The 25,513-nt window shown below is 64.4% G+C and carries 24 protein-coding genes; 10 read left to right on the top strand and 14 right to left on the bottom strand.

Going from position 1 to position 25,513, the window contains the following annotated elements; translation table 11 throughout:
- The first annotated feature begins 152 nt into the window (after window positions 1–152).
- The gene (locus IVB19_RS35250; protein WP_018455991.1) at window positions 153–1,400 is read left to right on the top strand and encodes an MFS transporter; all 1,248 of its coding nucleotides are present in this window, start codon (window positions 153–155) and stop codon (window positions 1,398–1,400) included.
- A gap of 173 nt (window positions 1,401–1,573) precedes the next feature.
- Window positions 1,574–2,818, top strand: a complete 1,245-nt coding sequence (locus tag IVB19_RS35245) for an MFS transporter (protein ID WP_018455992.1) — start codon at window positions 1,574–1,576, stop codon at window positions 2,816–2,818.
- Here IVB19_RS35245 and IVB19_RS35240 read toward each other — a convergent pair.
- Window positions 2,810–3,244 carry a helix-turn-helix domain-containing protein gene (locus IVB19_RS35240; RefSeq protein ID WP_018455993.1) on the bottom strand — a complete coding sequence of 145 codons (435 nt, stop codon included), beginning with the start codon at window positions 3,242–3,244 and terminating at the stop codon, window positions 2,810–2,812. The genes IVB19_RS35245 and IVB19_RS35240 overlap by 9 nt on opposite strands.
- A gap of 176 nt (window positions 3,245–3,420) precedes the next feature.
- Between IVB19_RS35240 and IVB19_RS35235 the strand changes: the two genes are divergently transcribed.
- Entirely contained in the window at window positions 3,421–4,200 is a 780-nt protein-coding gene (locus IVB19_RS35235) for a class I SAM-dependent methyltransferase (RefSeq protein WP_245288425.1), read from the top strand.
- Window positions 4,193–4,705: a DUF2938 domain-containing protein gene (locus IVB19_RS35230; RefSeq protein ID WP_018455995.1), complete on the top strand. Its 513-nt coding sequence runs from the start codon at window positions 4,193–4,195 to the stop codon at window positions 4,703–4,705. Before IVB19_RS35235 ends, IVB19_RS35230 begins: the two co-directional genes overlap by 8 nt.
- Here the strand turns inward: IVB19_RS35230 and IVB19_RS35225 are convergent.
- Both IVB19_RS35225 and IVB19_RS35220 read right to left on the bottom strand, forming a co-directional pair.
- On the bottom strand, window positions 4,702–5,196 hold the full coding sequence (locus IVB19_RS35225; RefSeq protein WP_018455996.1) for a VOC family protein: 495 nt from the start codon (window positions 5,194–5,196) through the stop codon (window positions 4,702–4,704). The genes IVB19_RS35230 and IVB19_RS35225 overlap by 4 nt on opposite strands.
- 91 nt (window positions 5,197–5,287) lie before the next feature.
- Entirely contained in the window at window positions 5,288–5,833 is a 546-nt protein-coding gene (locus tag IVB19_RS35220; protein WP_018455997.1) for a carboxymuconolactone decarboxylase family protein, read from the bottom strand.
- A gap of 136 nt (window positions 5,834–5,969) precedes the next feature.
- Between IVB19_RS35220 and IVB19_RS35215 the strand changes: the two genes are divergently transcribed.
- Window positions 5,970–7,184: an acyl-CoA dehydrogenase family protein gene (locus tag IVB19_RS35215; protein ID WP_085349645.1), complete on the top strand. Its 1,215-nt coding sequence runs from the start codon at window positions 5,970–5,972 to the stop codon at window positions 7,182–7,184.
- A 148-nt stretch (window positions 7,185–7,332) separates the two neighbouring features.
- Entirely contained in the window at window positions 7,333–8,472 is a 1,140-nt protein-coding gene (locus IVB19_RS35210; RefSeq protein WP_018455999.1) for an acyl-CoA dehydrogenase family protein, read from the top strand.
- Between the two features lie 192 nt (window positions 8,473–8,664).
- Here the strand turns inward: IVB19_RS35210 and IVB19_RS35205 are convergent, their stop codons facing one another.
- The 11 genes from IVB19_RS35205 to IVB19_RS35155 all read right to left on the bottom strand — a co-directional run bounded on the left by IVB19_RS35205 (window position 8,665) and on the right by IVB19_RS35155 (window position 19,773).
- Window positions 8,665–9,702, bottom strand: a complete 1,038-nt coding sequence (locus IVB19_RS35205) for an amino acid ABC transporter substrate-binding protein (RefSeq protein ID WP_026233067.1) — start codon at window positions 9,700–9,702, stop codon at window positions 8,665–8,667.
- A gap of 53 nt (window positions 9,703–9,755) precedes the next feature.
- Complete coding sequence (locus IVB19_RS35200; RefSeq protein WP_018456001.1) at window positions 9,756–10,349, bottom strand: L,D-transpeptidase; 594 nt, start codon at window positions 10,347–10,349, stop codon at window positions 9,756–9,758.
- Between the two features lie 196 nt (window positions 10,350–10,545).
- The gene (locus IVB19_RS35195) at window positions 10,546–11,520 is read right to left on the bottom strand and encodes a hypothetical protein (protein ID WP_018456002.1); all 975 of its coding nucleotides are present in this window, start codon (window positions 11,518–11,520) and stop codon (window positions 10,546–10,548) included.
- Window positions 11,521–11,604: 84 nt separating this feature from the next.
- Window positions 11,605–12,168 (bottom strand): thioredoxin family protein, encoded by a 564-nt coding sequence (locus IVB19_RS35190; protein ID WP_018456003.1) that lies wholly within the window; start codon window positions 12,166–12,168, stop codon window positions 11,605–11,607.
- Window positions 12,169–12,199: 31 nt separating this feature from the next.
- A complete protein-coding gene (locus IVB19_RS40840; RefSeq protein WP_247820796.1) occupies window positions 12,200–12,535 on the bottom strand; it encodes a cytochrome c biogenesis CcdA family protein in 336 nt (111 codons plus the stop codon).
- Entirely contained in the window at window positions 12,469–12,897 is a 429-nt protein-coding gene (locus IVB19_RS40835) for a cytochrome c biogenesis CcdA family protein (protein WP_247820794.1), read from the bottom strand. Before IVB19_RS40835 ends, IVB19_RS40840 begins: the two co-directional genes overlap by 67 nt.
- Before the next feature lie 312 nt (window positions 12,898–13,209).
- Complete coding sequence (locus IVB19_RS35175) at window positions 13,210–13,821, bottom strand: sigma-70 family RNA polymerase sigma factor (protein ID WP_018456005.1); 612 nt, start codon at window positions 13,819–13,821, stop codon at window positions 13,210–13,212.
- Window positions 13,822–14,232: 411 nt separating this feature from the next.
- On the bottom strand, window positions 14,233–14,967 hold the full coding sequence (locus IVB19_RS35170; protein WP_018456006.1) for a response regulator: 735 nt from the start codon (window positions 14,965–14,967) through the stop codon (window positions 14,233–14,235).
- 10 nt (window positions 14,968–14,977) lie between these two features.
- Window positions 14,978–16,723, bottom strand: a complete 1,746-nt coding sequence (locus IVB19_RS35165) for an ATP-binding response regulator (RefSeq protein ID WP_018456007.1) — start codon at window positions 16,721–16,723, stop codon at window positions 14,978–14,980.
- A complete protein-coding gene (locus tag IVB19_RS35160) occupies window positions 16,693–18,723 on the bottom strand; it encodes a sensor histidine kinase (RefSeq protein WP_018456008.1) in 2,031 nt (676 codons plus the stop codon). Before IVB19_RS35160 ends, IVB19_RS35165 begins: the two co-directional genes overlap by 31 nt.
- 54 nt (window positions 18,724–18,777) lie before the next feature.
- Window positions 18,778–19,773 (bottom strand): TRAP transporter substrate-binding protein, encoded by a 996-nt coding sequence (locus IVB19_RS35155; RefSeq protein ID WP_026233068.1) that lies wholly within the window; start codon window positions 19,771–19,773, stop codon window positions 18,778–18,780.
- A 186-nt stretch (window positions 19,774–19,959) separates the two neighbouring features.
- On the opposite strand from IVB19_RS35155, the gene ugpB reads away from it, so the two are divergent.
- The 4 genes from ugpB (at window position 19,960) to IVB19_RS35135 (ending at window position 25,511) form a co-directional block, all read left to right on the top strand.
- Window positions 19,960–21,300 carry a sn-glycerol-3-phosphate ABC transporter substrate-binding protein UgpB gene (gene ugpB, locus IVB19_RS35150; protein WP_026233069.1) on the top strand — a complete coding sequence of 447 codons (1,341 nt, stop codon included), beginning with the start codon at window positions 19,960–19,962 and terminating at the stop codon, window positions 21,298–21,300.
- A 154-nt stretch (window positions 21,301–21,454) separates the two neighbouring features.
- Window positions 21,455–22,402, top strand: coding sequence for an aminoglycoside phosphotransferase family protein (locus IVB19_RS35145; RefSeq protein ID WP_247338302.1), 948 nt, complete (start codon window positions 21,455–21,457; stop codon window positions 22,400–22,402).
- A gap of 259 nt (window positions 22,403–22,661) precedes the next feature.
- Window positions 22,662–24,284 (top strand): ABC transporter substrate-binding protein, encoded by a 1,623-nt coding sequence (locus IVB19_RS35140; RefSeq protein WP_018456012.1) that lies wholly within the window; start codon window positions 22,662–22,664, stop codon window positions 24,282–24,284.
- 213 nt (window positions 24,285–24,497) lie between these two features.
- Window positions 24,498–25,511: an ABC transporter permease gene (locus IVB19_RS35135; protein ID WP_018456013.1), complete on the top strand. Its 1,014-nt coding sequence runs from the start codon at window positions 24,498–24,500 to the stop codon at window positions 25,509–25,511.
- Window positions 25,512–25,513 lie beyond the last annotated feature (2 nt).

Raw genomic sequence — 25,513 nt, 5'->3', positions numbered from 1 at the left:
AGTGCGCGGCCCATTATCATCGGCCCGATTGCGTCAGAGACATGGCCTGCGCCCGTTTGCGCCGGTTGCCCGCCCTCCCGCGTCCCGCCATAGTGCCGGGAATCAAGCGAGCCCTTGAAAGCACTTAAAAGCCCGTTGGGGCGGAAATGCCGATGCTGGATGTGACTGCAGCCAATGAGGTCGCCGCCGACGCCCGCGTGCGCGCCAATGTGGTGCGCCTTGCTGCCGCGCAGGCGCTGACCGGCGCCAATTCGGCGGTGATCTTCGCCACCGGCTCCATCGTCGGTGCGACGCTTGCACCCGACATGTCGCTCGCGACGGTACCGCTGTCGATGTACGTGCTGGGGCTTGCGGCCGGCACGCTGCCGACCGGCGCGATATCGAGTCGCTTCGGCCGCCGCTGGGCCTTCATCATCGGCACGGGCCTGGGTACGCTCACCGGCCTGCTCGGCTGCTTCGCGATCCTGCACGCTTCGTTTCCGTTGTTCTGTCTGGCGACTTTTCTTGGCGGCCTCTACGGCGCGGTGGCGCAGTCCTATCGCTTCGCTGCCGCCGACGGCGCCAGCGCGGCGTACCGACCCAAGGCGGTGTCCTGGGTAATGGCGGGCGGCGTGTTCGCCGGCGTGCTCGGTCCGCAGCTCGTGCAATGGACCATGGATGTCTGGCAGCCTTATCTCTTCGCCTTCAGCTTCTTGGTCCAGGCGGCTGTCGCGCTCATCGCGATGGGCATCGTCGCCGGGGTCGACATGCCGAAACCGGCGCCGGCCGATCTTCATGGCGGGCGGCCGCTGCTCGAGATCGTGACCCAGCCACGCTTCATCGCAGCGGCGCTGTGCGGCGTCATCTCCTACCCCATGATGAACCTGGTGATGACCTCGGCGCCGCTTGCCATGAAGCTGTGCGGCTTGAGCGTTTCAGATTCCAATTTCGGCATTCAATGGCACATCGTCGCCATGTACGGGCCGAGCTTCTTCACGGGCGCGCTGATCGCCCGCTTCGGCGCGCGCAAGATCGTTGCCGCCGGCCTGCTGCTGGAGGCCGGCGCGGCCGGCATCGGCCTGTCCGGCATCACCGCGATGCATTTCTGGGCCACGCTGATCGTGCTCGGTGTCGGCTGGAACTTCTCCTTCATCGGCGCCTCGGCGCTGGTGCTGGAGACGCACCGGCCGCAGGAGCGCAACAAGGTGCAGGCCTTCAACGATTTCCTGGTGTTCGGCATGATGGCGATCGGCTCGTTCTCGTCCGGCCAACTGCTCGCCAGTTACGGCTGGTCCGCGGTGAACATGGTGGTGTTTCCGCCGGTGCTGCTCGGTCTCGCCGTGCTCTCGCTGGCGTCCTGGACCCGTCGCCGCAAAGCGCGGCTCGACGCGGCCATGGGCGAGTTCCCGGATGCGATCTGAGATGGCGGGAGGCTGTCAGCAGCGTTGATAGTTCGATCCAGGTCGAAGTGATTTTCTGGTGAAGGTTACTAGATGTCGTCATGGCCGGCTTGTCCCGGCCATCCACGTCTTGAGCGCGCGGATCGAAGAACGTGGATGCCCGGAACAAGTCCGGGCATGACGGAGTAAGCGGCATGCTCGATAACCCTCGACACGACGGATCCGTCGACGAATCCTCTCTCCGCTACGAAGGCTGGCGCATCGTTGCGGTCTGCTTCCTGCTCGCGACCTTCGGCTGGGGGCTCGGCTTCTACGGCCAGAGCGTCTATGTCGCCGAGCTCCAGCGTGCGCACGGCTGGTCGGCCTCGCTGATCTCGTCGGCCACGACGTTCTTCTATCTGTTCGGCGCGCTGCTCGTCGTCTTCGTCGGCGAAGCCGTCAACAAGTACGGCCCGCGCCTCGGCCTGATCGCAGGGACGCTGGCGATGTCGGCCGCGGCGGTCGCGATCGGCGCGGTGCGCGAACCGTGGCAGCTTTATCTCGCGAACGCCGTGCTCGCCTTCGGCTGGGCCGGCACGAGCCTGGCCATGATCACCAACACGATCAGCCTGTGGTTCGACCAGAAGCGCGGCATGGCGATCAGCCTCGCGCTGAACGGCGCAAGCTTCGGCGGCATCGTCGGCGTGCCGCTGCTGGTGAGCTTGATCGGCCATGTCGGCTTCGCCAGCGCTATGTTTATCGTCGCCGGCGCCATGCTGGTACTGCTCGTGCCGGTGATCCTGATTGTCGTCGGCCGCCCGCCCGATCTCCATGGCCGGCGCGCCGCGACGAAAACGAAGCCGCAATCGTCGGCGCAGATTCGTAGCCAGGCGTTGCGCGATGTCGGCTTCCTCACCGTGACCATTGCCTTTGCTTTGGTGCTGTTCGCGCAGGTCGGCTTCATCGTCCACCTGATCTCGTTCCTCGATCCCGTGATCGGGCGCGAGCGCGCGGCCGTCGCGGTTGCGGTGCTGACCGCGATGGCGGTGATCGGCCGGGTGCTGTTCTCGCTGGTGATCGACCGACTCAACCAGCGGCTCGCCTCGGCGCTGTCGTTTCTGAGCCAGGCCGTGGCGCTTCTCGTCGTCATCAATTTGCACAATGATTACGTGCTGATCGCCGCCTGCGCGTTATTCGGCTTCTCGGTCGGCAATCTCATCACGCTGCCGTCGCTGATCGTGCAGCAGGAATTCGATTCCGCCTCGTTCGGCGTGCTGATCAGCCTCAACACTGCGATCAACCAGGTGACCTATGCGTTCGGCCCCGGCGTGGTCGGTTTTCTGCGCGATTTCTCCGGTGGCTATGAGCTGCCGTTCTATCTGTGTATTGCGCTGGAGCTGGTGGCCGCGGCGTTGATCATGGTGCGGGGGCACACAAGGCGATCGACCGCTTCAGTCTGATCGCGGCGCGCGCGGTGCCCGCTTGGGCGACCTCGCCTTTCCCAATGCCGCGACCCGCATGAGGCGGCGAAAATGCAGGCATTCCATGTGACTTGGCGCCGGACAGGCCGCGGCATGGCGCAGGCCGTCGCGCATCGCGATAAGCTTGCGGATCGTTCGGTCCAACTCGTCGGCCTTGGCGGCAAGCTTCCGCCGGTCGATACGCGGCCTTCCGTCGGGTGCGAACATCCGGGCAACTTCATCGAGCGAGAAGCCCGCCGCGCGCCCCAGCGCGATCAGCGCCAGGCGATCCAGGATCTCCAGATCGAACAGCCGGCGCAGGCCGCGCCTGCCGATCGGGGCAATCAACCGCTTTTCCTCATAGAATCGCAGCGTCGACGCCGGAACACCGGAGCGCCGTGCGACTTCGGCGATATCGATCGTCATCACGCCTCTTGACCTCAAGTTCACTTGAACTGGCAGTATGCCGCGTCCAACGCCGCCAAGGCAAGACGAAAGGGGAAACCATCATGGACGCTATGCAGAAGGCGATTGAGCAGATGAGGCTTTGGAATGGTCCCGCCGGACGCGCCTGGGTCGAGACCCAGGACATCCTGGATGAGATGTTCAAGCAATTCGAGAGGCCGCTGTGCGAGGCCGTTCCTGCCGGCTCCAATCGTCGCGTTCTGGACGTCGGCTGCGGCACTGGTGGTCTGACCGTTGCGGTCGCTCGAAAGCTCGGGCAAGGCGGCCGTGTGGTCGGCATCGACATCTCCGCGCCGATGATCGGGGCGGCGCTGGCCCGCGCCGAGCGCGAAGGCACCTCGGCCAGCTTTATCTGCGCCGATGCGCAGCACCATAAATTCGACCCGGCGAGCTTCGATACGATCATTTCACGTCTCGGCGTGATGTTCTTCGAAGACCTCGTTGCGGCCTTCGCAAATCTGAGGCGCGCTGCCGCCGAAGGCGCCGGGCTCGCCGTCGTTGCATGGCGGGGCGCAGCGGAGAATCCGTTCATGACGGCGGCCGAACGAGCCGCCGCGCCCCTTCTGCCGAATATGCCTGCCCGTCCATCCGGCGGTCCGGGGCAGTTCGCCTTCGCTGACAAAGATCGGGTCAGGACCATCCTGCTGGAGAGCGGCTGGACCGAGATCGACATCCGGCCGGTGGATATTCCATGCCGCTTTCCTGCCAGCGAACTCGCTCGCTATGTCGGTTGGCTGGGACCCGTCGGAACGATCCTGCAGGACGCCGACAGGGGATTGCGCGAAAGGGTCGTGGATGCGGTGCGGCCCGCCTTCGCCCCCTACGTGGAGGCAGATGCGATCCGTTTTACCGCCGCATGCTGGATGATCCAGGCGCGGGCTTCAACCGACGCGGCAGGCGAGGTCTCGAATGGGTGAAATGATTGAATTTCTGGTCGGCGCCGCCTTGATCGGATCCGGTGCAACGGCCGTGATCGATGGTTGGGCAGTTCTCCGCGCGCATGTTCTTGGAATCCCATCGCTAGACTATGGACTCCTAGGTCGCTGGCTCATCCTGCTCGCGCGCGGACAGTATCGGCATCTTAAGATCGCGGCACCCGATCCGGCTCCACGCGAGCGCCTGATTGGGTGGGCCGCGCACTACCTGATCGGCATTGCGTTCGCGGCCGTCTTGCTGGCGATCTGGGGGCTCGATTGGCTGCATTCCCCGCGTGTCGGCCCCGCATTGATCGTCGGAATCGGCAGCGTGGCGGCACCTTTCCTGATCATGCAGCCGGGCATGGGCCTCGGCATTGCAGCCCATCACGCGCCACGTCCCAACGTGGCGCGTCTCAACACGCTACTCACGCATGCCGTGTTCGGCGTCGGGCTCTATGTGGCCGGATGGGTCCTGAGGCTCGTGCAGTGGCGAGGTGCGGACTAGGCCTCCCGCTGCTTCAGCAGCTCCTCCACATCCAGCCGCTTCGTGAACATCGAAAGCTTGCCGTCCGGCCCGAATGGCCATTGCTCCCGCGGCTTGTCCCAATACAGCTCCACACCGTTCTGGTCCGGATCGCGCAAATACAGCGCCTCGCTGACGCCGTGGTCGCTGGCGCCGTCGAGCGCAATGCCGGCCGAGAGCACGCGGTGCAACGCATCCGCCAGCGCCGGCCGCGTCGGATAGAGGATCGCGGTGTGATAGAGCCCGGTCGCATCAGGCGGCGGCGGCGAGCCGCCCTTGCTCTCCCAGGTGTTGAGCCCGATGTGGTGGTGATAGCCGCCGGCCGAGATGAAGGCCGCGCCCGAGCCCATGCGCTGCATCAGCTCGAAACCGAGCACGCCGCAATAGAAGCCCAGCGCGCGATCGAGATCGGCGACTTTGAGATGGACGTGGCCGATCCTGGTGCCGGCGGCGACGGCTTGGTTTTGCGACATGCGGCTGCTCCGTTGATGAGCTCCACATAAGTCCGGCCTCGGGACAGTGCTACCGGCCGATCCCGAAACCCAGCGTTTCCGGATAGGCAACTTACGACAGCTCCCGCACCTCGCCCTCCGGCAGCTCGAACTCAAACGTGTTCAGCGTCATCGACACCAGCGTGTAATAGCCGCAGAGACCAATCACCTCGACCACGCCGCGCTCGCCGAGCAGCTTCACCGCCTCGTCATAGAGGCCCTTCTCGACGCCGTGGCCCTCATGCAGCGATTTTGCGACGTCGTAGATCATCTTAGCCCTGGGATCGTCGAAGACGGGCGTGCGGCGGTCGCGGATCGCGTCGATGATGTCAGGGTCCATGCCGCCCGCAAGCGCCAGCCGCTTGTGCGCGTACCATTCGTAATGGGCGGTCCAGTGCCGCGCCGTCACCAGGATCGCGATCTCCGAAAGTTTCGCGGGAAATATCGTATCGTAACGCAGGACCTCGCCGAGCCGCGTGGCGTGACGGGCCATGTCGGGGCTGTTGAGCCAGGCCATCATCGGTGCCGGCGGCCTGCCGCGCTTGCCGGCAATCGACTCGTCATAGGTCTGCCGCTGGCTCTCGTTCATTTCGCCAGGCGAAAGAAGCTTCAGGCGCATTGTTGTTTCCTCTTTGTTTTCAAGCTCGCCGTGGCGGCGACTATAGCGGATGCGTGACACGGAAGTGGTTGAATTCCGCGGGAGCTTGGCCCAGAGTCGCGCCCAACAAACCGACATAGATTGATGGAAACGACCTATGACTGACTCCAGGGCCAGCGAGACTGAGACCGCCGATCTCGAAACATTCCGCAGCGAAACGCGCGCCTGGTTGGAAGCCAATTGCCCGCCGGAAATGCGCAAGCCCGCGACGTCCGACGCCGACGTGTTCTGGGGTGGACGTAACGCAAAATTTTCGTCCGAGCCGCAACGCATCTGGTTCGAACGCATGCGCGACAAGGGCTGGACCGTACCGGACTGGCCGAAGGAATATGGCGGTGGGGGCTTAAGCGCCGCGGAGCACAAGGTGCTGCGCGCGGAGATGGCCAGGATCGGCGCGCGGCCCCCGCTGTCGAGCTTCGGGATCTGGATGCTCGGGCCGGCGCTGCTGAAATACGGCAACGATGCCCAGAAGAAGGAGCATCTGCCAAAGATCGCCGCGGGCCTGATCCGCTGGTGTCAGGGCTATTCCGAGCCGAACGCCGGCTCCGATCTCGCCTCGCTGCAGACCCGCGCCGAGAGCGACGGCGATGATTTCATCATTACGGGGTCGAAGATCTGGACCTCCTATGCCAACTACGCCGACTGGATCTTCTGCCTCGTTCGCACCGATGCCGCCGCGAAGAAGCATGACGGCATCAGCTTCATCCTGTTCGACATGACCTCGAAGGGCGTGACGACCAAACCGATCCTCCTGATCTCCGGCTACTCGCCGTTCTGCGAGACTTTCTTCGACAATGTCCGCGTGCCGAAATCGCATGTGGTCGGCACCGTCAATCGCGGCTGGGACGTCGCAAAATATCTGCTCCAGCATGAGCGCGCGATGATATCAGGCATGGGCGAGCGCGGCGTCGGCCGTCCGCTGGGCCAGATTGCGGCCGATTCCGTCGGCACCGATGCGCAGGGACGGCTCGACGATTCCATGCTGCGTGGCCGCATCGCCAGCTTCGACGTCGACGAAGCGGCCCTTGGCGCCTGCGCCGAGCGCGCGGTCGATCTCGCCAAGGCCGGTCAGGCCCATCCGGCGTTCTCGTCGGCGATGAAATATTACGGGACCGAGCTCAACAAGCGCCGTTACGAGATCCTGATGTCGGCCGGCGGCGTCGATGCGCTGGAATGGGAGAGCGAGCGTTCGAAACAAGGAGCGCGTCCGCGCGCCTGGCTGCGGACCAAGGCCAACTCGATCGAGGGCGGCACCACCGAGGTCATGCTCGGCATCGTCGCCAAGCGCATCCTCGATTTGCCGGGGGCGTAACCCCAGCGTCGTTCCGGGGCGGTCCGCAGGACCGAACTAAGGTGCGCGGTTGCGCACCTGAGAACCTCGAAATTCCGGGTTCACGCTTCGCGTGCCCCGGAATGACAACAACAGACATGCATTCCGCCAGACGTTAGAGACATTGCACATGGCCCTCGTCCTCACCGAAGAACAATCGATGCTCCGCGACAGCGCGCGCGGGCTGATCAGCGACAAGGCGCCGGTGTCGCATTTGCGGCATCTGCGCGATAGCAAAGACCCCATCGGCTTCTCCAGGGAGTTTTGGCATTCCTTCGCCGAGATGGGTTTTGCCGGCTTGCTGGTGCCGGAAGAGTTCGGCGGCAGCGGCCTCGGCTATGTCGAGGCCGGGGTGGTGATGGAGGAGATCGGCCGCACGCTGATGCCCTCGCCCTTCCTCGCAACCAGCGTGGTCGCGGCCTCGGCACTGAACCGTGGCGGCAATGCCGCGCAGAAGTCGGAGTATCTGCCGAAGATTTCCAACGGCTCCCTGCTCGCGACGCTCGCGATCGACGAGGGCGCAAAACACCGCCCGCTTCAGACCAGCCTCCAGGCCGTGCGCGCCGGCAACGGCTTCAAACTCTCCGGCGCCAAGGCGCTGGTGGTCGACGGTCACGTTGCCGATCTCCTCATCGTCGCTGCGCGTACGGCCGGCTCAGCCGGCGAGCGCGAGGGGCTGACGCTGTTCCTGGTCAACCCCAAGGCCAAGGGCGTTGCGATCGAGCGCACCATCATGGTCGACGCGCACAATGCGGCGCGGATCGAGCTTGCCAATGTCGAGGTCGATGCCGACAGCGTGCTCGGCGAAGTCGACCAGGGAGCCGGCTTGCTCCACGGCGTGCTCGATATCGGGCGGGGCGCAGTGGCCTCCGAAATGGTGGGTCTGAGCGAAGAGGTGTTCAACCGTACCGTCGAGTACCTGAAGAGCCGCAAGCAGTTCGGCAAGCTGATCGGCGAATTCCAGGCGCTGCAGCACCGCGCCGCCGAACTCTATGTCGATATCGAGATCACCCGCGCCGCCGTGATGAAGGCGCTGCAAGCGCTCGATACGGACGTCGCCAAGGCGGCGTCAGCCGTCGCAGTGGCGAAAGCCCGCGCCGGCACCACCGCCACGCGCGCGGTGCAGGAAGGCGTGCAGATGCATGGCGGCATGGGCATGACCGACCAGTTCGACATCGGCTTCTTTATGAAGCGCGCGCGCGTGTGCGAGGAATTGTTCGGCGACGCCAATTACCACACCGAGCAGCTGGCAAGGGCGCGGGGGTATTGAGGCGAGGGTACCAATGGGCACAGCTGCGCCTCGAATAGAGGTGTCGTCCCGGCGAAGGCCGGGACCCATAACCCCAGGGAGCAGTTTGAGAAAGACTCGGAGTTGCTAGCTGCCGCTACAATTTCCGATGGTGGTTATGGGTCCCGGCCCCCCGTGCGCAATTGCGCACTAGGCCGGGACGACAAAGACCTCTTACCGCACCGGCGGCGCGTACTGCACGCCGCCCGCATTCCACAGCTGGTTCATGCCGCGCGGGATCTTCAGCTTCGACTTCTCGCCGATGTTGCGCTCGTACATCTCGCCGTAATTGCCGACGTGGCGGATGATGCGGACCACCCAATCCTTGGTCAGGCCGAGCTGCTCGCCGTAATTGCCCTCGGTGCCGACCAGCCGCATCACTTCCGGCTTCTTCGACTTCAGGGCCTCGTCGATGTTCTCCGAGGAGACGCCGAGCTCCTCGGCGTTGATCATCGCGTACAGCGTCCACTTCACGATCATCATCCAGTCGTCGTCGCGCTGGCGCACGACGGGGGCGAGCGGCTCCTTGGAGATCATGTCCGGCAGGATCATGCTGTCGCCGGGCTTCGACAGGTTCAGCCGCAGCGCGTAGAGCTGGGAGACGTCGGCGGAGAGCGTGTCGCATTTGCCGGTGTCGTAGGCTTTCACGACGTCGTCCAGCTTGTCGAACTTCACCTCTTCATACTTCATGTTGTTGGCACGGAAGTAATCCGCGACGTTGAGCGCCGTGGTGGTCCCGGTCTGGACGCAGACCTTGCTCCCGGTCAGGTCCAGCGCGGTCTCCTTGTTGCGCGCGCGCGGCAGCATGAAGCCTGCGCCGTCGTAATAGGCGACCGCGGGGAAATAGAGATCGTAGTCGAGCTCGCGCGCCATGCTCCAGGTCGAGTTGCGCGAGAGGATGTCCACTTTCCGGCTCTGCAATTCCTTGAAGCGCTCGTTGGCATCGAGCGCGACGAATTTCGCCTTGCTCGGGTCGTTGAAGATCGCGGAAGCCACCGCGCGGCAGAAATCGACGTCGAAGCCGGTCCAGTTGCCCTTGTCGTCGGGGATCGAGAAGCCCGGCAGGCCCTTGTTGACGCCGCACAGCACTTCGCCGCGGCGGACGGTGCGCTTCAACGTGCGGGTGTCGTAGAATTCATAGATGATGGCCAGGACGGCGACCAGCACGGCGACTGCGAGCCCGATCAGCAGGCCGCCACGAAAAGTGCGCATCATGTTGCTCTCTCGAAAAATCGGGAAAAGGAATATTCGCTAATGCGAGGAGATCAGAGTTCGGGCTTCTGCCGGATGACGACCTTGGTGCCGACAGGGACGCGATCGTAGAGATCGGCGACGTCGCGGTTGACGAGCCGGAAGCAGCCGGAGGAGACCTTGGTGCCGATCGTGTCGGGCCGGTTGGTGCCGTGGATGCGGTAGACCGTGGTGCCCAGATACATGGCGCGCGCTCCGAGCGGATTACCGGGGCCGCCGGCCATGAAGCGCGGCAGATAAGGCTGGCGCTGGATCATCTCCGGCGGCGGCGTCCAGTCCGGCCACTCCTTCTTGTTGGTGATGTTCACCAGACCCTGCCACTGAAAACCGTCGCGGCCGACGCCGATGCCGTAGCGGATCGCACGACCGCCAGGCTGCACCAGATAGAGATGCCGTTCGGCGGTCGAGATGATGAGGGTGCCGGGCGCTTCGGTGGTGCGGAAGTAGACGACCTGCTTCTGCCATTCCGGATCGAGCTCATAGGCATCGTCGGCGACCAGGCCCGGCTCGTCGCCGCGGTCGGGCTGCTGGGCGTAGGCGTGGGGCGCGGACAGGATCAGGCCGATCGCAGCCACAAACACCCCGGTCAGGCGACGAAAATCCGTCATTTCAAGCTCTCCCCGCGGCCAAAGCCAAATCATCTGGAACCATCAAATCTCAGGGCCATCTTCATGGCAAGTTCAAGGCACCCTTAGACCATATGTCACGAGAATGCTTTGGTTTTTTGACGGACCGCGCGCAATGCCACAAACGGGGGATGGCGCGAAAAGCAGTGGTCGCAGCATCCTCACCGCGCGCGGCCTGTCAGATCTGGTTATTCTCAGCCGCGATCCCGAGCCGCCGGACGATCTCCGTCCCCACGGCCCGGGCCTCAGGCCTCGAACCGATGCGAGGGCTGCGAAACCGTTGTCCTGACTGCAATCGGATCACGACGATGCAGTGCTCGTCCTCGGAGCGGCCGCGGCGCTCGACCGTGATCGTCTTGACGTCGCGCCCTTCGATGTGGTCGGCGCGCAACGTGCCGTCGCCCCACAGGCGTTCGATCCGGATATCGCCCTGGCGGATGATCCAGAACGCGCCGGTCACAAGGTTGGCATAACGGGAAACGCCAAAAGCGGCGAGCGCGCCGACGGGCAGCAGCACGATGTCGACCGACCCGGGCGACAGGCCACGCCAGAGCCTGTAGGCGTAGGGAACGGCGCACAATGCGACGACGATCAGTGCGACGATCCTGATGTCTCTCTTCGAGAACGGCTCGAGGGGGTCGCCGAGACGCATCTCGGGATTGCTGGCATCGAGCGGATTGACCGGAGACTCGACGTCGGGGACGTCGAATTGCGCGGCGATCCGCGCCACCGTGTCGTGCACATGGGTGACGTCGGAGATCGGCGGCGAGGTCAGGCGTTCTCCGGAGGCCAGCGTGAAGGCCAGCTGAAAGCGGGCTTTCGCCCTCTTGCTGCCGGGAACCTGCAATCCCTTGATGTCGTCCTTGGCGACGATCCGCGTCCGCAGTTTTCCGAACGGGCGCTGCTCGCCGATCAAGATCTCGTCCGGCGTGATGATCCACACCACCGCCGGCGCCAGCATGATGATAGCGACGAACGCTGCTCCAACGAGCAGCGCGACCACGGAGATGATCACCTCCAGGGGATCGTGTGTGAACAGGCCCGGCGTGAAGCACAGCGCAACGGCAGCCGCAAAGCCGGACATGACCAGCCGCTGCGCAATCGAGGCGCCCTCGCGAAGGCGAATGTCGGTGCTGTTGGTGGCGTCGTCCATCGCGGGCGGCTGATTACGTGGCCCGCGAAACTCCACGGACGGGTCCGTGGAGTCAAGCAACAAGGGCGCGACCCGTGCCGGGCGTCAGCTATTGGCGTTCAGCAGCTTTGCCACGGTGCGGTCGATCTCGTCATAACGGCCTTCGCCCTCGTGCTGGAATACGATCTTGCCGTTCTGGTCGATGATGTACTGCGCCGGCCAATATCGGTTGCGGTAAGCGTTCCAGGTCCTGGAATCATTGTCCTGCGCCACCGGATAGGTGATGCCGTGGCGCTTCAGCGCCGCCTGCACATTGGAGGCCGAGCGCTCGAACGGGAACTCCGGCGTGTGCACGCCGACCACGACGAGGCCCTTGTCCTTGTACTTGGCATAGAGATCGGTGACGTGCGGCAGCGTGTTGACGCAGTTGACGCAGCCATAGGTCCAGAAGTCCACCAGCACGACCTTGCCGCGGAGATCGGCGATATTAAGCGGCTTCGAGTTGAACCAGTTGTTGATGCCGGCGAAGTCGGGCGCGGTGTCCTGGCTGGCGGCGGCGGTGACGACAGGGACAGCGCGCGCGGCCTCGTCGCAGATGCCGGGGATGACGGCGCCTGTTACGGCGATGCCGATCAGTGCGGCGGAGACGGCGAGCAGTTTGAAAGTCATGGAAAGATCCTCCGGTGAAGCTGAGGGATGATCACAGGCCGATCTGGCCGGTGGGATAGAAGCCGGTGAGCCACGCCACGATCAGCGTGTCGTATTGGAAGTAGGCGGCGAGCGCGAAGCCGATCACGACGACGCCAAAGCCCTGCTGCAGCCGTGGCGAAATGCGCGCGAGACTGCGCACGCGCGTGGTCGCGGCCTGCCCGCCATAGGCGATCGCCAGCATGGGAATCGCCGCGCCGATGGCGTAGGCGATCAGCAGCGTGCCGGCCCAGGTCGCCTTCTCAGTCGTTGCGACCAGCGTCAGGATCGAGCCGAGCACCGGGCCGGCACAGGGCGTCCAGACCAGGCCGAGCGTGGTGCCGAGCACGAGCCCGCCGAGTGCGCCCTCGCGCTGCGTGCGCTGGAGTTGCCGAGATCGAGCCAGCCGTTGAGCCGGATCGACAGCCATTCGAACGGTGCCGGCCACAGCATCAACAGGCCGAAGCCGAGCAGCAGGATCGAGGCCGCTTCGCGCAGCACGTTCGGATCGAAATTAAACAGCCGCGTGATGGCGCCGAGCAGCAGCGCGGTCGCGGAGAACGAGATGACGAAGCCGAGCGCGATCATCGCCGGACGAAGATGCGAGCTGCGGCCGATTGAGGCGCCGAGCAGGATCGGCAGCATCGGCAGCGTGCACGGCGCGGCGATGGTGAGGATGCCGGCGAGGGCAGCGAAGAGAAGTTCGAGCATGGGGCACTCGTGGAGAGGGTCACGAGGGCAGTTCGGGATGAGCGAGGCAGTCGTTACGCCGCGTCACGCCTTCGTGACGGGAGTGCTGCTGCCGCAGCTGTCTGCTCCAAACACAAAACGACCCGGAGGGGGGCATCCCGTCCGGGTCGTTGGAGGTCTTGGGAGGTTTAACGAAACCGTATGTGAGCTTTATAGGAGGGAAGTTTTTCCGCCTGATGTTGTGCTTTGTTTCAATTGTTTCGTCGGCGGTAACACTTCCGTGTCCGAGATAGGGCCAAAGCCAATGGCCTATCCCATTGAAATATCTGAATTTCAGGCGGCGAAGCGCTCGACGCCACAGCCCTTAAGCAATTCGGCCAGTTGCTTGCGGGCGTAGAACATCCGGGTCTTCACCGTGCTCTGCGGGATGCCGATGATCTGGCCGACCTCCTCCACCGACTTCTCGTGGTAGTAGACCAGCGTGATGATCTCGCGATGCGCGGGCGACAGCTTCTGGACGCAGGCGCGCAGGATGGCGCTGGTGTCGCTGCGGTCGAGCGAGGTCTCCGGCGTGTCGCAACCATCGGCGATCTGGCGCACGTCTTCCTGGTCGATGTCCTCGAAGCGGCGCTGGCGCATCGCAGTCAGCGCCTTGAAGCGGGCGATCGAGAGCAGCCAGGTCGAAACCTGCGAGCGGCCCTGGAATTGGCCGGCGGTCCGCCACACGTCCAGAAACACCTGGCTCACCAGGTCTTCCGCCGTAGTCGCGTCGCGCACGATCCGCAGGATGAAGCGGTAGACGCGCACATTGTGCCGGCAATAAAGGATGTGCATGGACGTCCGGTTGCCGTCGGCAATGCTTTCGAGAAGCATGTCGTCCGAGGTCGCCTGAGCGGCAATGATGCTCTGGCTGGCTTGGGCGTTGATGGCGATGACGTTCGGCATTGACTTGGCTCCCCGTAGCGCCGCAACCGAGCGGCGTTTCCTTGGACCAAAGTGTTAATGAGCCAACGTTTCGGGACGTCTGCACGAAAAGCGGAAAATGGTTTCGTGCGCCGACAAATTGTTTCGTCGAATTAGCCGCGACGAAACATTCGGGGCAAAAAAGCGTGGAATTTCAAGGTACGGAAAATACGGGGGTGGGGATTAGGCCGCCAGCGGAGGCGCCGGGAACGTATTTCGGGCTTTTGCGTTCGCACTCCCCGTGTCGTCCTGGACAAGCGAGCAAAGCGAGCGCCGATGCAGGACCCATTACCCCAGGGAGACGTTTTGCGGAGACGTGTGGTTGCCAGCTCGCGCCACAATCTCTGCCTGGGGTAATGGGTCCTGGCGTTCGCCAGGACGACAATGGAGCCCCTACGCCTTCTCACCCGCCGGCGAGAACAAATAGCCGCCGCCGCGGATGGTGCGGATCACGGCGGGTTTTGCCGGATCGGGCTCGATCTTGCGGCGGATGCGCATGATGCGCAGGTCGACGGCGCGGTCGAAGGCTTCGGCGTCGCGGGCATTGGCCAATTCCAGCAGGCGCTCGCGCGACAGCACGCGCTTCGGATTGGCCGCGAACACTTTCAAGAGCCCGAACTCGGATGCGGTCAGCGGGTGCTCGTTGCCCTCGTCGTCGCGCAAGGCCTGCGCTTCGAGATCGAGCCACTTGGTCCCGAACCGTACCAATTGCTCCTTGTCCGATTTCGCAGCCGCCGCGTCCGCCACGGCTTTCGCCGGCGCGCTCCGGCGCAGCACCGAGCGGATGCGTGCCATCAGCTCACGCAGCTCGCACGGCTTGGCCACGTAATCGTCGGCGCCGAGCTCGAGGCCGACGACGCGGTCGATCGGGCTTGCCGTCGCCGTCAGCATGATCACCGGCACGTTGATGCGGCTCTTGAGGTCGCGGATGATCGAGAGCCCGTCTTCCTCCGGCATGTTGAGGTCGAGCACGACGAGGTCGGGCATGCTGCCGTCGATCGCCGTGCGCAACGACTTACCGCCGTCGCACAGCGTCACGGTGAAGCCGTGCATCTTGAGGTAATCGCCGACCATCTCCCGGGCCGGGGCCTCGTCGTCGACGATCATGATGTGCTGGCTTTGGGTCATGGTCCTGAGATCACGAAATTTCGGTCGCGGGGAGGGTGATGGTGAAGGTCGAGCCCTTGCCGGGGCCCTCGCTCTCGGCGGTCACCTCGCCGCCGTGCATGTCGATAATACGCTTGACGATGGACAACCCAAGCCCGGTCGAGCTCTCGCCGGCGGTCGGTTTTGCCGACAGCCGCTGGAACCGGCCGAACAGGCGGCCGAGATCCTCCGGCGACAGGCCGGCGCCCTCGTCGCTGACGCGGACGATGGTGTCGCCGCCCTCATGGCTGACGACGACGCCGATCTTGCCGCCGATCGGTGAGTATTTGATGGCGTTGCTGATCAGATTGTCGATTGCCTCGCGAATGCGGTCGGTGTCGCACATGGTGACGACGTTGACGGGCGCGGTGACGCTGATCGCCTGCTGCTTGTTGACGGCGAGCGGCTGGTTGGCCTCGGCGACCTCCTTGACCAGGGCCGCGACGTCGACGGGCTCGCGGCGGATGGTGATGTCGAAGGCATCGGCCATCGCATCCGAGATCAGATGATCGACCATCGTGGTCAGGCGCTTGGTCGCATCGCGGATGTGATCGACCTGGGCCACGACGCCGCCTGACGACGCGCCGGTCGAGATCAACTCCTTCAGCATCTCGGTGCGGCCGAGGATGACGCCGAGCGGATTCTTCAGATCGTGGGCAACGGTACCGAGGATTTCGTTCTTGAAGCCGTTGGCGCGTTGCAGCCGCAGCCATTGCGCCGAGAGGCGGCGGTTGGCCTGCATCAGCGCGCGGGTGCGCTGGGCGACGCGGTCTTCCAGCTGGGTGTTGGCGGCCTGGAGCTGCTGGTAGAGGATGACGTTGTCGAAGGCGATCGAGAGCCGGCTGGAGAAGATCTCGACCAGCGAGCGGTCGGTCTCGGACAGCTCGCGCTCGGCCTGCAGCAGCACCACGACCTCGCGGCCGCTTCCGGTGCGCAAATAGATCACGCTGCGGTGGTCGGCGAATTCGTTCTTGCGGCCCTGGAACGCGGCTTCCACCATCGCGCGCAGATCGGGGTCGAGCGCCTTCGACGAGGTGGTGCCGATGAAGCGGCTGTAGCAGCCGCTGCCGGCGAGCACCGAGAGCTCGGGGTCGATGCCGCCATTGTCGCGCAAAACCAGGATACCGGCGCAATCGACGTTGAGCAGCGAGGCAAGCTGGGTCAGTACGCCCTCGGCGAGCCGCTGCATCGACTTGAAATCGTACAGCGTCGAAGCCGCGTCGATGATGATCTCGAGCCCGCGCCTTGTCTGCAGCATGCGCTCGAGCTGCTGGTAGGAGCGCAGCGCCGCGGTCAGCGAGGTGAACAGCTTGTCGGCGGTGAGCTCGGTCTTCGCTTTGTAGTCGTTGATGTCGTACTGCACGATCACGCGCCGTTCAGGCGCTTGACCGGGCTGTCCGGTGCGCAGGATGATGCGCACGGTCTCGTTCTTGAGCTCGTTGCGGATGTACTCGACCAGCTCGAGGCCGGCGACGTCCGTCTCCATGATGACGTCGAGCAGCACGGCGGCGATGTCGTTGTGCGCGGCCATCAGCTTGCGACCTTCGGCCGCGGAATGGGCGGAGAGGATCTCCAGGCCCTGGCCGTTGAGGGAATAGTCCGAGAGCGCAAAACGCGTACCGTCATGCACGGCCGGATCGTCGTCGATGACGGCGATCTTCCATTTCCGGGCGTCAACATCCTCCGATGCGGTACCGGTGTCGTCGATCAGGTGGAGGACATCGTCCTGTTCGGCCATTGAGAAGTCCCGTCAGTCTCTGTGCTTTGCCCGCCGCCCTTGGCGACCCGGGGCATGATAATGCGAAAAGTAGTGCCTTGTCCCAGCTTGGATTCCAGCATCATGCGACCGCCGAGCTGCTGGGTGACGAGGTTATAGACGATATGGAGGCCGAGTCCCGTGCCACCTTCATTGCGCCTGGTGGTAAAGAATGGGTCAAAGGCCTGGCGCTGCACGTCGGAGGTCATGCCGGCCCCGTCATCGGTGAAGATGATCTCGACGTCGTCGGCCCCGCGCGGCCGCGCCGAGATCGTGATCGTGCCGGCGCGGCCGTCGGCAAAGGCGTGGTTGGCGGCGTTGAGGAACAAATTGGTCAGGATCTGGCCGTAGGAGCCGGGATAGCCGTCGAGCAGCAGCCCCTCGGGCATGTCGACATGGAGCGTGATCGGCGACCGCTTCAACACCGGCCGCAGGCTCGCGATGATCTGCTCGGTGGCTTCGCTCAGTGAGAACTGTCGCCGCTCGGCATGGGAGCGGTCGACCGCGACCTGCTTGAACGACTGGATCAGCTCGCCGGCGCGCTGGAGATTGGCGACGAGCTGCTGCGAGGCGTCGCGCGAGGACTGCACGAATTCTTCCAGCTGCGAGCGGCGCAGGCCGCCGTCGCCCTTGAGCTGGGCCTCGAAGATTTCGGTGCGCCGGGCAAAGCTCGACGCAACGGTGAGGCTGATGCCGATCGGGTTGTTGACCTCGTGCGCGACGCCGGCGACGAGGCCGCCGAGGGCTGCGAGCCTCTCGGCATCGATCAGATTCTGCTGCGCGGCGTTGAGCTCGAGCAGCGCGCTTTCGGCCTTCTCCTTGGACGCGCGCAGCTCGTCCTCGGTCTGGCGCTTCGCGATGGCGTTCTCGCGGAACACTTCCACCGCGCGCGCCATGGCTCCGACCTCGTCGCGCGCGCGCGTGCCCTGCACCTCGCGGCCGAGGTCGCCGAGCGTGATCGCGCGCATCGCCGCCATGATCTGCTGCAGCGGCAGCCGGATCGACAGCGCGATCAGCACGCCGGCGGTGAGGATGATGCCGAGGAAGATCACGGCGATGGAGAGAACGCGACGGGAAATGTCCGCCAGCGTGCGGTCGAACGTCTCCTGCGCCTTTTGCTCGCGCTGGCGCATCTTGGTGGAGAGATCGTCGATGGCGCCGATCGCCTCGGCCTGGTTGGCGTCGATGGTGTTGCGCAGCAGCTCGGTACGGTTCGTGAGCTGCTCGGAGAGCTTTGCAAAACCCTCGCGCAGCGCGGCGGTCCGGGCGGCGAGTCGTCGCAGCGCCATGCGCTGGAGGTCGTTGTCGGCGAGATCGATCATCACGGGGATGGTCTTCTCGATGGTCTCGGTGTTGCGGCGGGCGTCGTCGGCCGCACCCGATGACAGCGACAGATAGTAGGAATTGGCCGCGACCAGCATCGCGGTGAAGGCCTCGCGCGACTTGCCCAGCGAAGGCCAGATCAGCGCGTCGCGATGGCCGGTGGCGCCTTCGATGATGGAGTAAAGGCCGGCCATGTCCCTGGCCGGTCCCTGCACCTGATCCTCGTAGGTCTTCGCGATGGTGGCCTGCACGCCGCGCAGCTCGCCGAAGCCGTTGAGGAAGCGGTCGGTGGTGCGCTCCAGCTCCTCGACCGAGCCCGACAGCATCGGGTCCTTGGCGGCGCGATTGGTCAGCGTCCCCAGCACCGCCTCGCGCAGCAGCAGGATCTCGGCGAACAGGTCGGGGCTCGGCTGGTTGATGTAGCGGTGGATCAGATTGTGCAGCCGCCCGGTCTCGCTTTCGAGCAGCGCCAGAATCCGGTCGGATTCGCGCACCTGGCGCACGTCGTCCCAGGCCGAGCCGAGCACCTGCGAGCCGTTCCAGATCAGCCCGACCAGCACGATGACCACGGCGGAGTTCAGCGCCGCGATCGACAGGATGCGCCAACGGATCGGCACCGCCCGGAGCACGCCGACCAGCCGCGCGCGCAGCCGCCCCATCGGGCCGGGCGACCTGTCTGCATGCTCGCTGTGTCCAAGCCCGGGCAAGAGGCCTCACTCCACCTTGCGAATGCGTTCGATCAGCGCGGCCGCGGCCGGATCCTGCCCGGCCTTGGCGTAGATCGCGACCATCGCGTCTTCGAACGGCTTGCGGTCGATATCCCTGACGATGGTGACGCCCGCTGCTTCCGCCTTGCGCTGCGACTGCTCCTCCAGGTCGCGCCATTTCTCGCGCATGAAGCGGCTGGAGCGCTGTGCGGCTTCCCTGAAGATGGTTTGCTCGTCGGCCGACAGGCTTTTCCAGGCCTTCAGCGAAATCACCAGCACTTCGGGGCTCATGGTGTGCTCGGTGAGGGCGAGATAGCCGGCATGTTTGTAATGGTCCGTCGTCACGTAGGATGGCCAGTTGTTCTCGGCGCCGTCGATCAGGTGGTTGGCAAGCCCGGCAAGCACCTGCCCATAGGGCATCTCGACCGGCTCCGCGCCGAGCGCGCGGATCATCTGGCTCATCAACTCCGACTGCTGCACCCGGATCCGCAATCCCTTGAGGTCCGCGACGTTTCTGACCGGGCGGGCGCCGTTGTAGATCGATCGCGCGCCGGAATCGTAGAAGGCGAGGCCAACGAAGCCGTAGGGCTCGAAGCTGCCGAGGATCTCGCTGCCGATCGGCCCGTCCAGCACCTTCTGCATGTGCTCGATGGACCGGAACAGGAACGGCATCGCCAGCACGTTCATCGCCGGAACGAAATTGCCGATCAGCGCCACATTGGTCCGGTTGAGATCGATCGCACCGACCCGGGTCTGCTCGATGGTCTCCTTCTCCTCGCCGAGTTGGCGGGAGTGGAAGACCTTGACCTCGTGCCGACCGCCGCTGCGCTCGGCGATCAGGGCGCCCATGTAGCGCAGCGCCTGCACGGTCGGATAATCCTCGGTCTGGGTGTCGGCGGCGCGGAACTCACGCGCAGCAGCTCCCGTCGCGCAGAGGGCGATCAAAAGCGCGACGAAAACCACCCCGGTCCGCGTGCGTTCGGCACGGTTCAACACTGGCACACTCAACCCCTCAGTGGTGGAGTCTATGGCGGGAGGAAAAGGTTCAATGCAATCTAGCAGATGGTCGTGGGAAGGCCATCCCGCCGGGCGCCTCGACGTGATTGTGCGGCGCGGCCGGGGCTCATTCCCGGTTGAAACCGCAAATGCCGCGCCTTAAGCAGGGGCAGCCGCTTTCGTCGGTGCGGCATGGAAAGAGCCATCGTGACTTCAGCATCGCGCCTTTTGCAGGTCGTCGCCGCCTTTGCGGCGCTCTCCTTGGCCGCGCCGGTGCGTGCCGCGACCGACATCGCGTGGTGGCACGCCATGTCCGGCGAACTCGGCCGGCAACTGGAAAAGCTCGCCTCCGACTTCAACGCCTCGCAGCCGGATTATCGCGTGGTGCCAACTTACAAGGGCAGTTACACCGAGACGGTGACGGCCGCGATCTTCGCCTTCCGCTCGCGCAGCCAGCCCGCGATCGTCCAGGTCAACGAGGTCGCCACCGCCACCATGACCGCGGCCAAGGGCGCGATCTATCCCGTGTTCAGCCTGATGCGGGACATGAAGGAGCCGTTCTCGCTCAATGACTACCTTCCCGCGGTCTCCGGCTACTACACCGATGCGGCCGGCAATCTCTTGTCCTTCCCTTTCAATTCGTCGACGCCGATTCTTTATTACAACAAGACCATGTTCCGCGACGCAGGGCTCGATCCGGAGGCGCCGCCGAAGACCTGGCCGGAGCTTGGCGCTGCTGCAAAACGCCTGCGCGATCGCGGCGCGGTGTGCGGCTTCACCACCTCCTGGCCGTCCTGGATCCATGTCGAGAATTTTTCAGCCTTCCACAATCTGCCGCTGGCAACGCGGGCGAACGGCTTTGCCGCGTTGGATGCCGAGCTGACCATCAACAATCCGTCTCTCGTGCGTCACGTCTCCGAGCTCAGCGAGTGGCAGAAAACGAAAGTGTTCGACTATAGCGGCCGCGGCCAGTCGGCCGAGCCGCGCTTCCAGAACGGCGAATGCGGCATCTTCATCGGCTCCTCGGCGACGCGCGCCGACATCAAGGCGAATTCGAAGTTCGAGATTGGCTACGGCATGATGCCGTATTGGCCCGACGTGAAGGGTGCGCCGCAGAATTCGATCATCGGTGGCGCCACGCTGTGGGTGCTGCGCGACCGTCCGCGCGAGGAATACAAAGGCGTGGCACGATTCTTCGCCTATCTGTCGCAGCCCGGCGTGCAGGCCGCCTGGCACCAGAACACCGGCTATCTGCCTGTCACCCGCGCCGCCTTCGAGCTGACGCGCGCGCAAGGTTTTTACGAGCGCAATCCGGGCTCGGCGATGTCGTTCGAAGAGATCACGCTGCATCCGCCGACGGAGAATTCAAAGGGCATCCGGCTCGGCTCCTTCGTGCTGATCCGCGGCGCGATCGAGGACGAGCTGGAGCAGGCCTTTGCCGGCCGCAAGAGCGCGCAAGCCGCGCTCGATGCTGCGGTCGAACGCGGCAACAAGATCCTGCGCCAGTTCGAGCGCGCCAGCCCGGATAGGTAGGGGGAGGGATGGTAGCTCGGCGTTAAGGCGCAAGGCCGTTCCACAGCGTCATGGCCGGGCTTGTCCCGGCCATCCACGCCTTGGCCGCAGCACGAAGAACGTGGATGCCCGGGACAAGCCCGGGCATGACGAGCTCAACAGCCGTTAGGTTACGATGTCGATGCCACTCCCCCACCTCGCCGACGCGGCAAGCTTTCGCGCCTTTCGCGCCGACCCTCCGCGATGGCTGCCGATCGCACTCGACATCGCCCGCAGCCACGATCTCGATGCCAGCGCGCCGCACGTGTTTGCCACCGGCACCAATCTCGTGGTCGGGCTCGGCGATCGCCTGATCCTGAAAATCTTCCCGCCGCTGCTCCGCGCGCAGTTCGTCTCCGAGCACGGCTCGCTGGCCCAGCTTGCCGGTCGCATTGACTTGCCAATTCCCGAGATCGTCGCGGAAGGCGAGCGCGACGGCTGGCCTTATCTGATCATCACGCGCCTTGCCGGCACGCTCGGCTCGGAGGTCTGGCCGTCGTTGCCGGAAGCGCAGAAGGAGCGCGTGCTGCGACAGATCGGCGAGACCATCGCCGCCGTGCAGCGCGCGCCGCTCGGCTCACTCGCGCAGATCCAGCCGCGCTGGGACGACTTCATGCGGGCCCAGATGCAGGGCTGCAAGGCGCGGCACACGCGTCTCGGCCTGGCGCCGAAATTCCTCGCCGGCCTCGACGATCTCCTGCGTGATGCGGCCGCGCTCATTCCGATGGATGCGTCGCCGGTGATCCTGATCGGCGAATACATTCCGGAGAACTTCCTGCTCGCCCGCCACGACGATCAATGGTCTCTCGCCGGCCTGTTCGACTTCGGCGACGTGCTGGCGGGATGGCGGGACTACGATCTGCTCGGCCCTAGCGCCTTCATGGCAGCGGGCCGGCCGGGCAGGGTGCGCAACCTGCTCGAAGGCTTTGGCTATGCGAAGCTCGACTTCGCGCTCAAGCGACGGCTGATGGCCCTGATGCTGCTGCATCGCGCCAGCGACCTCAACAGCCACATCTGCATCGAGGGCTGGCAGGAGCAGGCGGATGATCTGGTCGAACTTCAGGAACTGATCTGGCCGGGGTGACGGGCCGCGATCGATAGCCGCGCCACCTAGGGGCGAGACGCGCTCACGCAATAGGCTGGTATTCTCGAAGCATATTTTTTAGGCAAATATACCTGTTTGTATGCAATGTCCGACGGCTTGGCTTCTGATCGACGGCCCGGATAGCAGCCTTTTCCTATAAACATTTCATAGGCTTAGCTGGTTTAATCCTTGCTTAAGCCTTGGCACGAACCTTGCGAATCCAGTTCCAACCAGAAAACTTTTGTGTTGGAGCCATTCCATGAAGCGCCGCGATTTCCTCAAGTCCGTTTCCGGATTGGCCGCAGGCGCGGCGCTTCCGGCCATGCCGTCCGTGATCTCGTCGGCCAAGGCCGATGCGCGCTCGGAGACGCTGCTGATCGTCTCGGAAGGCGGCCCCAACAATCTCGATATCCACGGCGTCGGCACCAACGTGCCCGGCTATGAGGTGTCCTGGAATTGCTACGACCGCCTGCTCAGCCACGAGATGAAGACCGGCCCCGGCGGCGTGCCCTATTACGACCGCGACAAGTTCAAGGGCGAACTCGCCGAGGACTTCAAGATCGACGACAGGTCGGTCACCTTCAAGCTGAAGAAGAACGCCAAATTCCACGACGGCGCGCCTGTGACCGCCAAGGACGTGAAGTGGTCGCTCGACCGAGCCGTCAGCGTCGGCGGATTCCCCACCTTCCAGATGAGCGCGGGCTCGCTCACGAAACCCGAGCAGTTCGTCGTGATCGACGACTACACGGTACGTGTCGACTTCCTGAAGAAGGACAAGCTGACGATCCCCGATCTCGCGGTGATCGTGCCCTGCATCATCAATTCCGAGCTGGTGAAGAAGAACGCCAGCGAGAAGGATCCCTGGGGACTCGAATTCACCAAGCAGCAGACCGCGGGCTCCGGCGCCTACAAGGTGACGAAGTGGACCGCCGGCACCGAAGTGGTGATGGAGCGCAACGACGATTGGGTCGGCGGCCCGCTGCCGAAGATCAAGCGCGTGATCTGGCGCATGGTGCCGCAGGCCGGCAATCGCCGCGCGCTGCTGGAGCGCGGCGACGCCGACATCTCCTATGAGCTGCCGTTCAAGGATTTCCAGGAGATGAAGGCGAGCGGCAAGCTCAACGTGGTGTCGCTGCCGTTCTCCAACGGCATCCAGTATATCGGCATGAACGTGACCAAGCCGCCGTTCGACAATCCCAAGGTACGTCAGGCGGTCGCCTGCGCGATTCCCTATCAGAAGATCATGGACGCGGTGATGTTCGGGCTGGCTAACCCGATGTTCGGCGCGCCCAAGGACAAGCCAACCGAAGTCGCCTGGCCGCAGCCGCACAAATACAACACCGACATGGACAAGGCGAAGGCGCTGCTGGCCGAGGCCGGCTACCCGAACGGCTTCGAGACCACGATCTCGTTCGACCTCAACTTCGCCGGCGTCAACGAGCCGCTCTGCGTGCTGGTGCAGGAGAGCCTGGCCCAGATCGGCATCAAGACCACCATCAACAAGGTGCCCGGCGCCAACTGGCGCACCGAATTGAACAAGAAGGAAATGCCGCTCTTCACCAACGTATTCTCGGGCTGGCTCGATTACCCCGAATACTTCTTCTACTGGTGCTATCACGGCAATAATTCCGTCTTCAACACCATGAGCTACAAGTCGGCGGAGATGGACAAGCTGATCGACGGCGCACGCGCGGCCGCCGCGACCGGCGACACCGCGACCTACGACACCGACGTGAAGGGCTTCGTCGACCTCGCCTACAGCGACATCCCGCGCATCCCGCTGTACCAGCCGTTCGTCAACGTCGCGATGCAGAAGAACATCAGCGGCTACCAATACTGGTTCCACCGGAGGCTGGATTATCGCGCGATGGCGAAGGGGTAAGGGGATGGCGGGCGCTGTCCTTCGCAGTGAGGTGAGCACGCTTTTCAGGCTCCCTCCCCCCTTGTGGGGGAGGGGTGGGGAGAGGGGTAGCCACAAACTCCGATCTCTCCCGGAGCCACCCCCCTCCCTAGCCCTCCCCCACAAGGGGGGAGGGAACGCAGCGGAGCGAGTGGCCGCGTGTCGGGTTCATTCAACGCGCAAGAGGAAGTCGCCATGCTGACCATGATCGGCAAGCGCCTGATGTTCGCGATTCCTTCGCTGATCGGGGTCGTCATCGTCACCTTCCTGCTGACCCGCGCATTGCCCGGTGATCCCGCGGCGTATTTCGCCGGCCCCGCCGCAACGAAAGAAGCCGTCGAGCAGATCCGGAAAAAACTCGGCCTCGACAAGCCGCTGATCGAGCAGTTCTTTCGCTACACCAACGATCTCGCCCATGGCGATTTCGGCAACTCGCTCACGACCGGCCAGCCGGTCGCAGCCGAGATCCGCAACCGCCTGCCGGCCTCCGCCGAGCTGACGCTGCTCGGCCTCATCGTCTCGGTCGTGATCGCGATTCCGCTCGGCGTGCTGGCGGCGACGCGGCCGGGCTCATGGGTCGACCATCTCTGCCGTGTGACGACGACGGCCGGCGTCTCGCTGCCGGTGTTCTTCACAGGTCTGGTGCTGGTCTATGTGTTCTATTTCCGGCTCGGCTGGTCGCCCGCGCCGCTCGGCCGGCTCGATGTGTTCTACAGCGCGCCGCCGACAGTGACCGGCTTCTATCTGATCGACACCCTGATCGCGCGCGACTTCGAGGCGTTCCGTTCGGCATGCAGCCAGCTCATCCTGCCGGCGACGACGCTTGCGATCTTCTCGCTGGCGCCGATCGCGCGCATGACGCGCGCCTCGATGCTGGCGGTGCTGTCCTCCGAATTCGTGCGCACCGCGCGTGCCAGCGGCCTGTCGCCGGCGACCGTCATCGTCACCTACGCCTTCCGCAACGCGATGCTCCCCGTCATCACCACGCTGAGCATGGTGTTCTCGTTCCTGCTCGGCGCCAACGTGCTGGTGGAGAAAGTGTTCGCCTGGCCAGGCATCGGCTCTTACGCCGTCGAAGCGCTGATCTCGTCGGACTTCGCGCCGGTGCAGGGGTTCGTGCTGACCATGGCGGTGATGTACGTGCTGCTCAATCTCGTGATCGACATTCTCTATGGCGTGATCGACCCGCGCGTGCGGTTGGAGGGCTAATC

Source organism: Bradyrhizobium sp. 187, assembly GCF_023101005.1.
Taxonomy (GTDB): Bacteria; Pseudomonadota; Alphaproteobacteria; order Rhizobiales; family Xanthobacteraceae; genus Bradyrhizobium; species Bradyrhizobium canariense_D.
The sequence above is the reverse complement of the archived record's forward strand: the minus strand, read 5'-3'. Positions and strand labels throughout refer to the sequence as shown.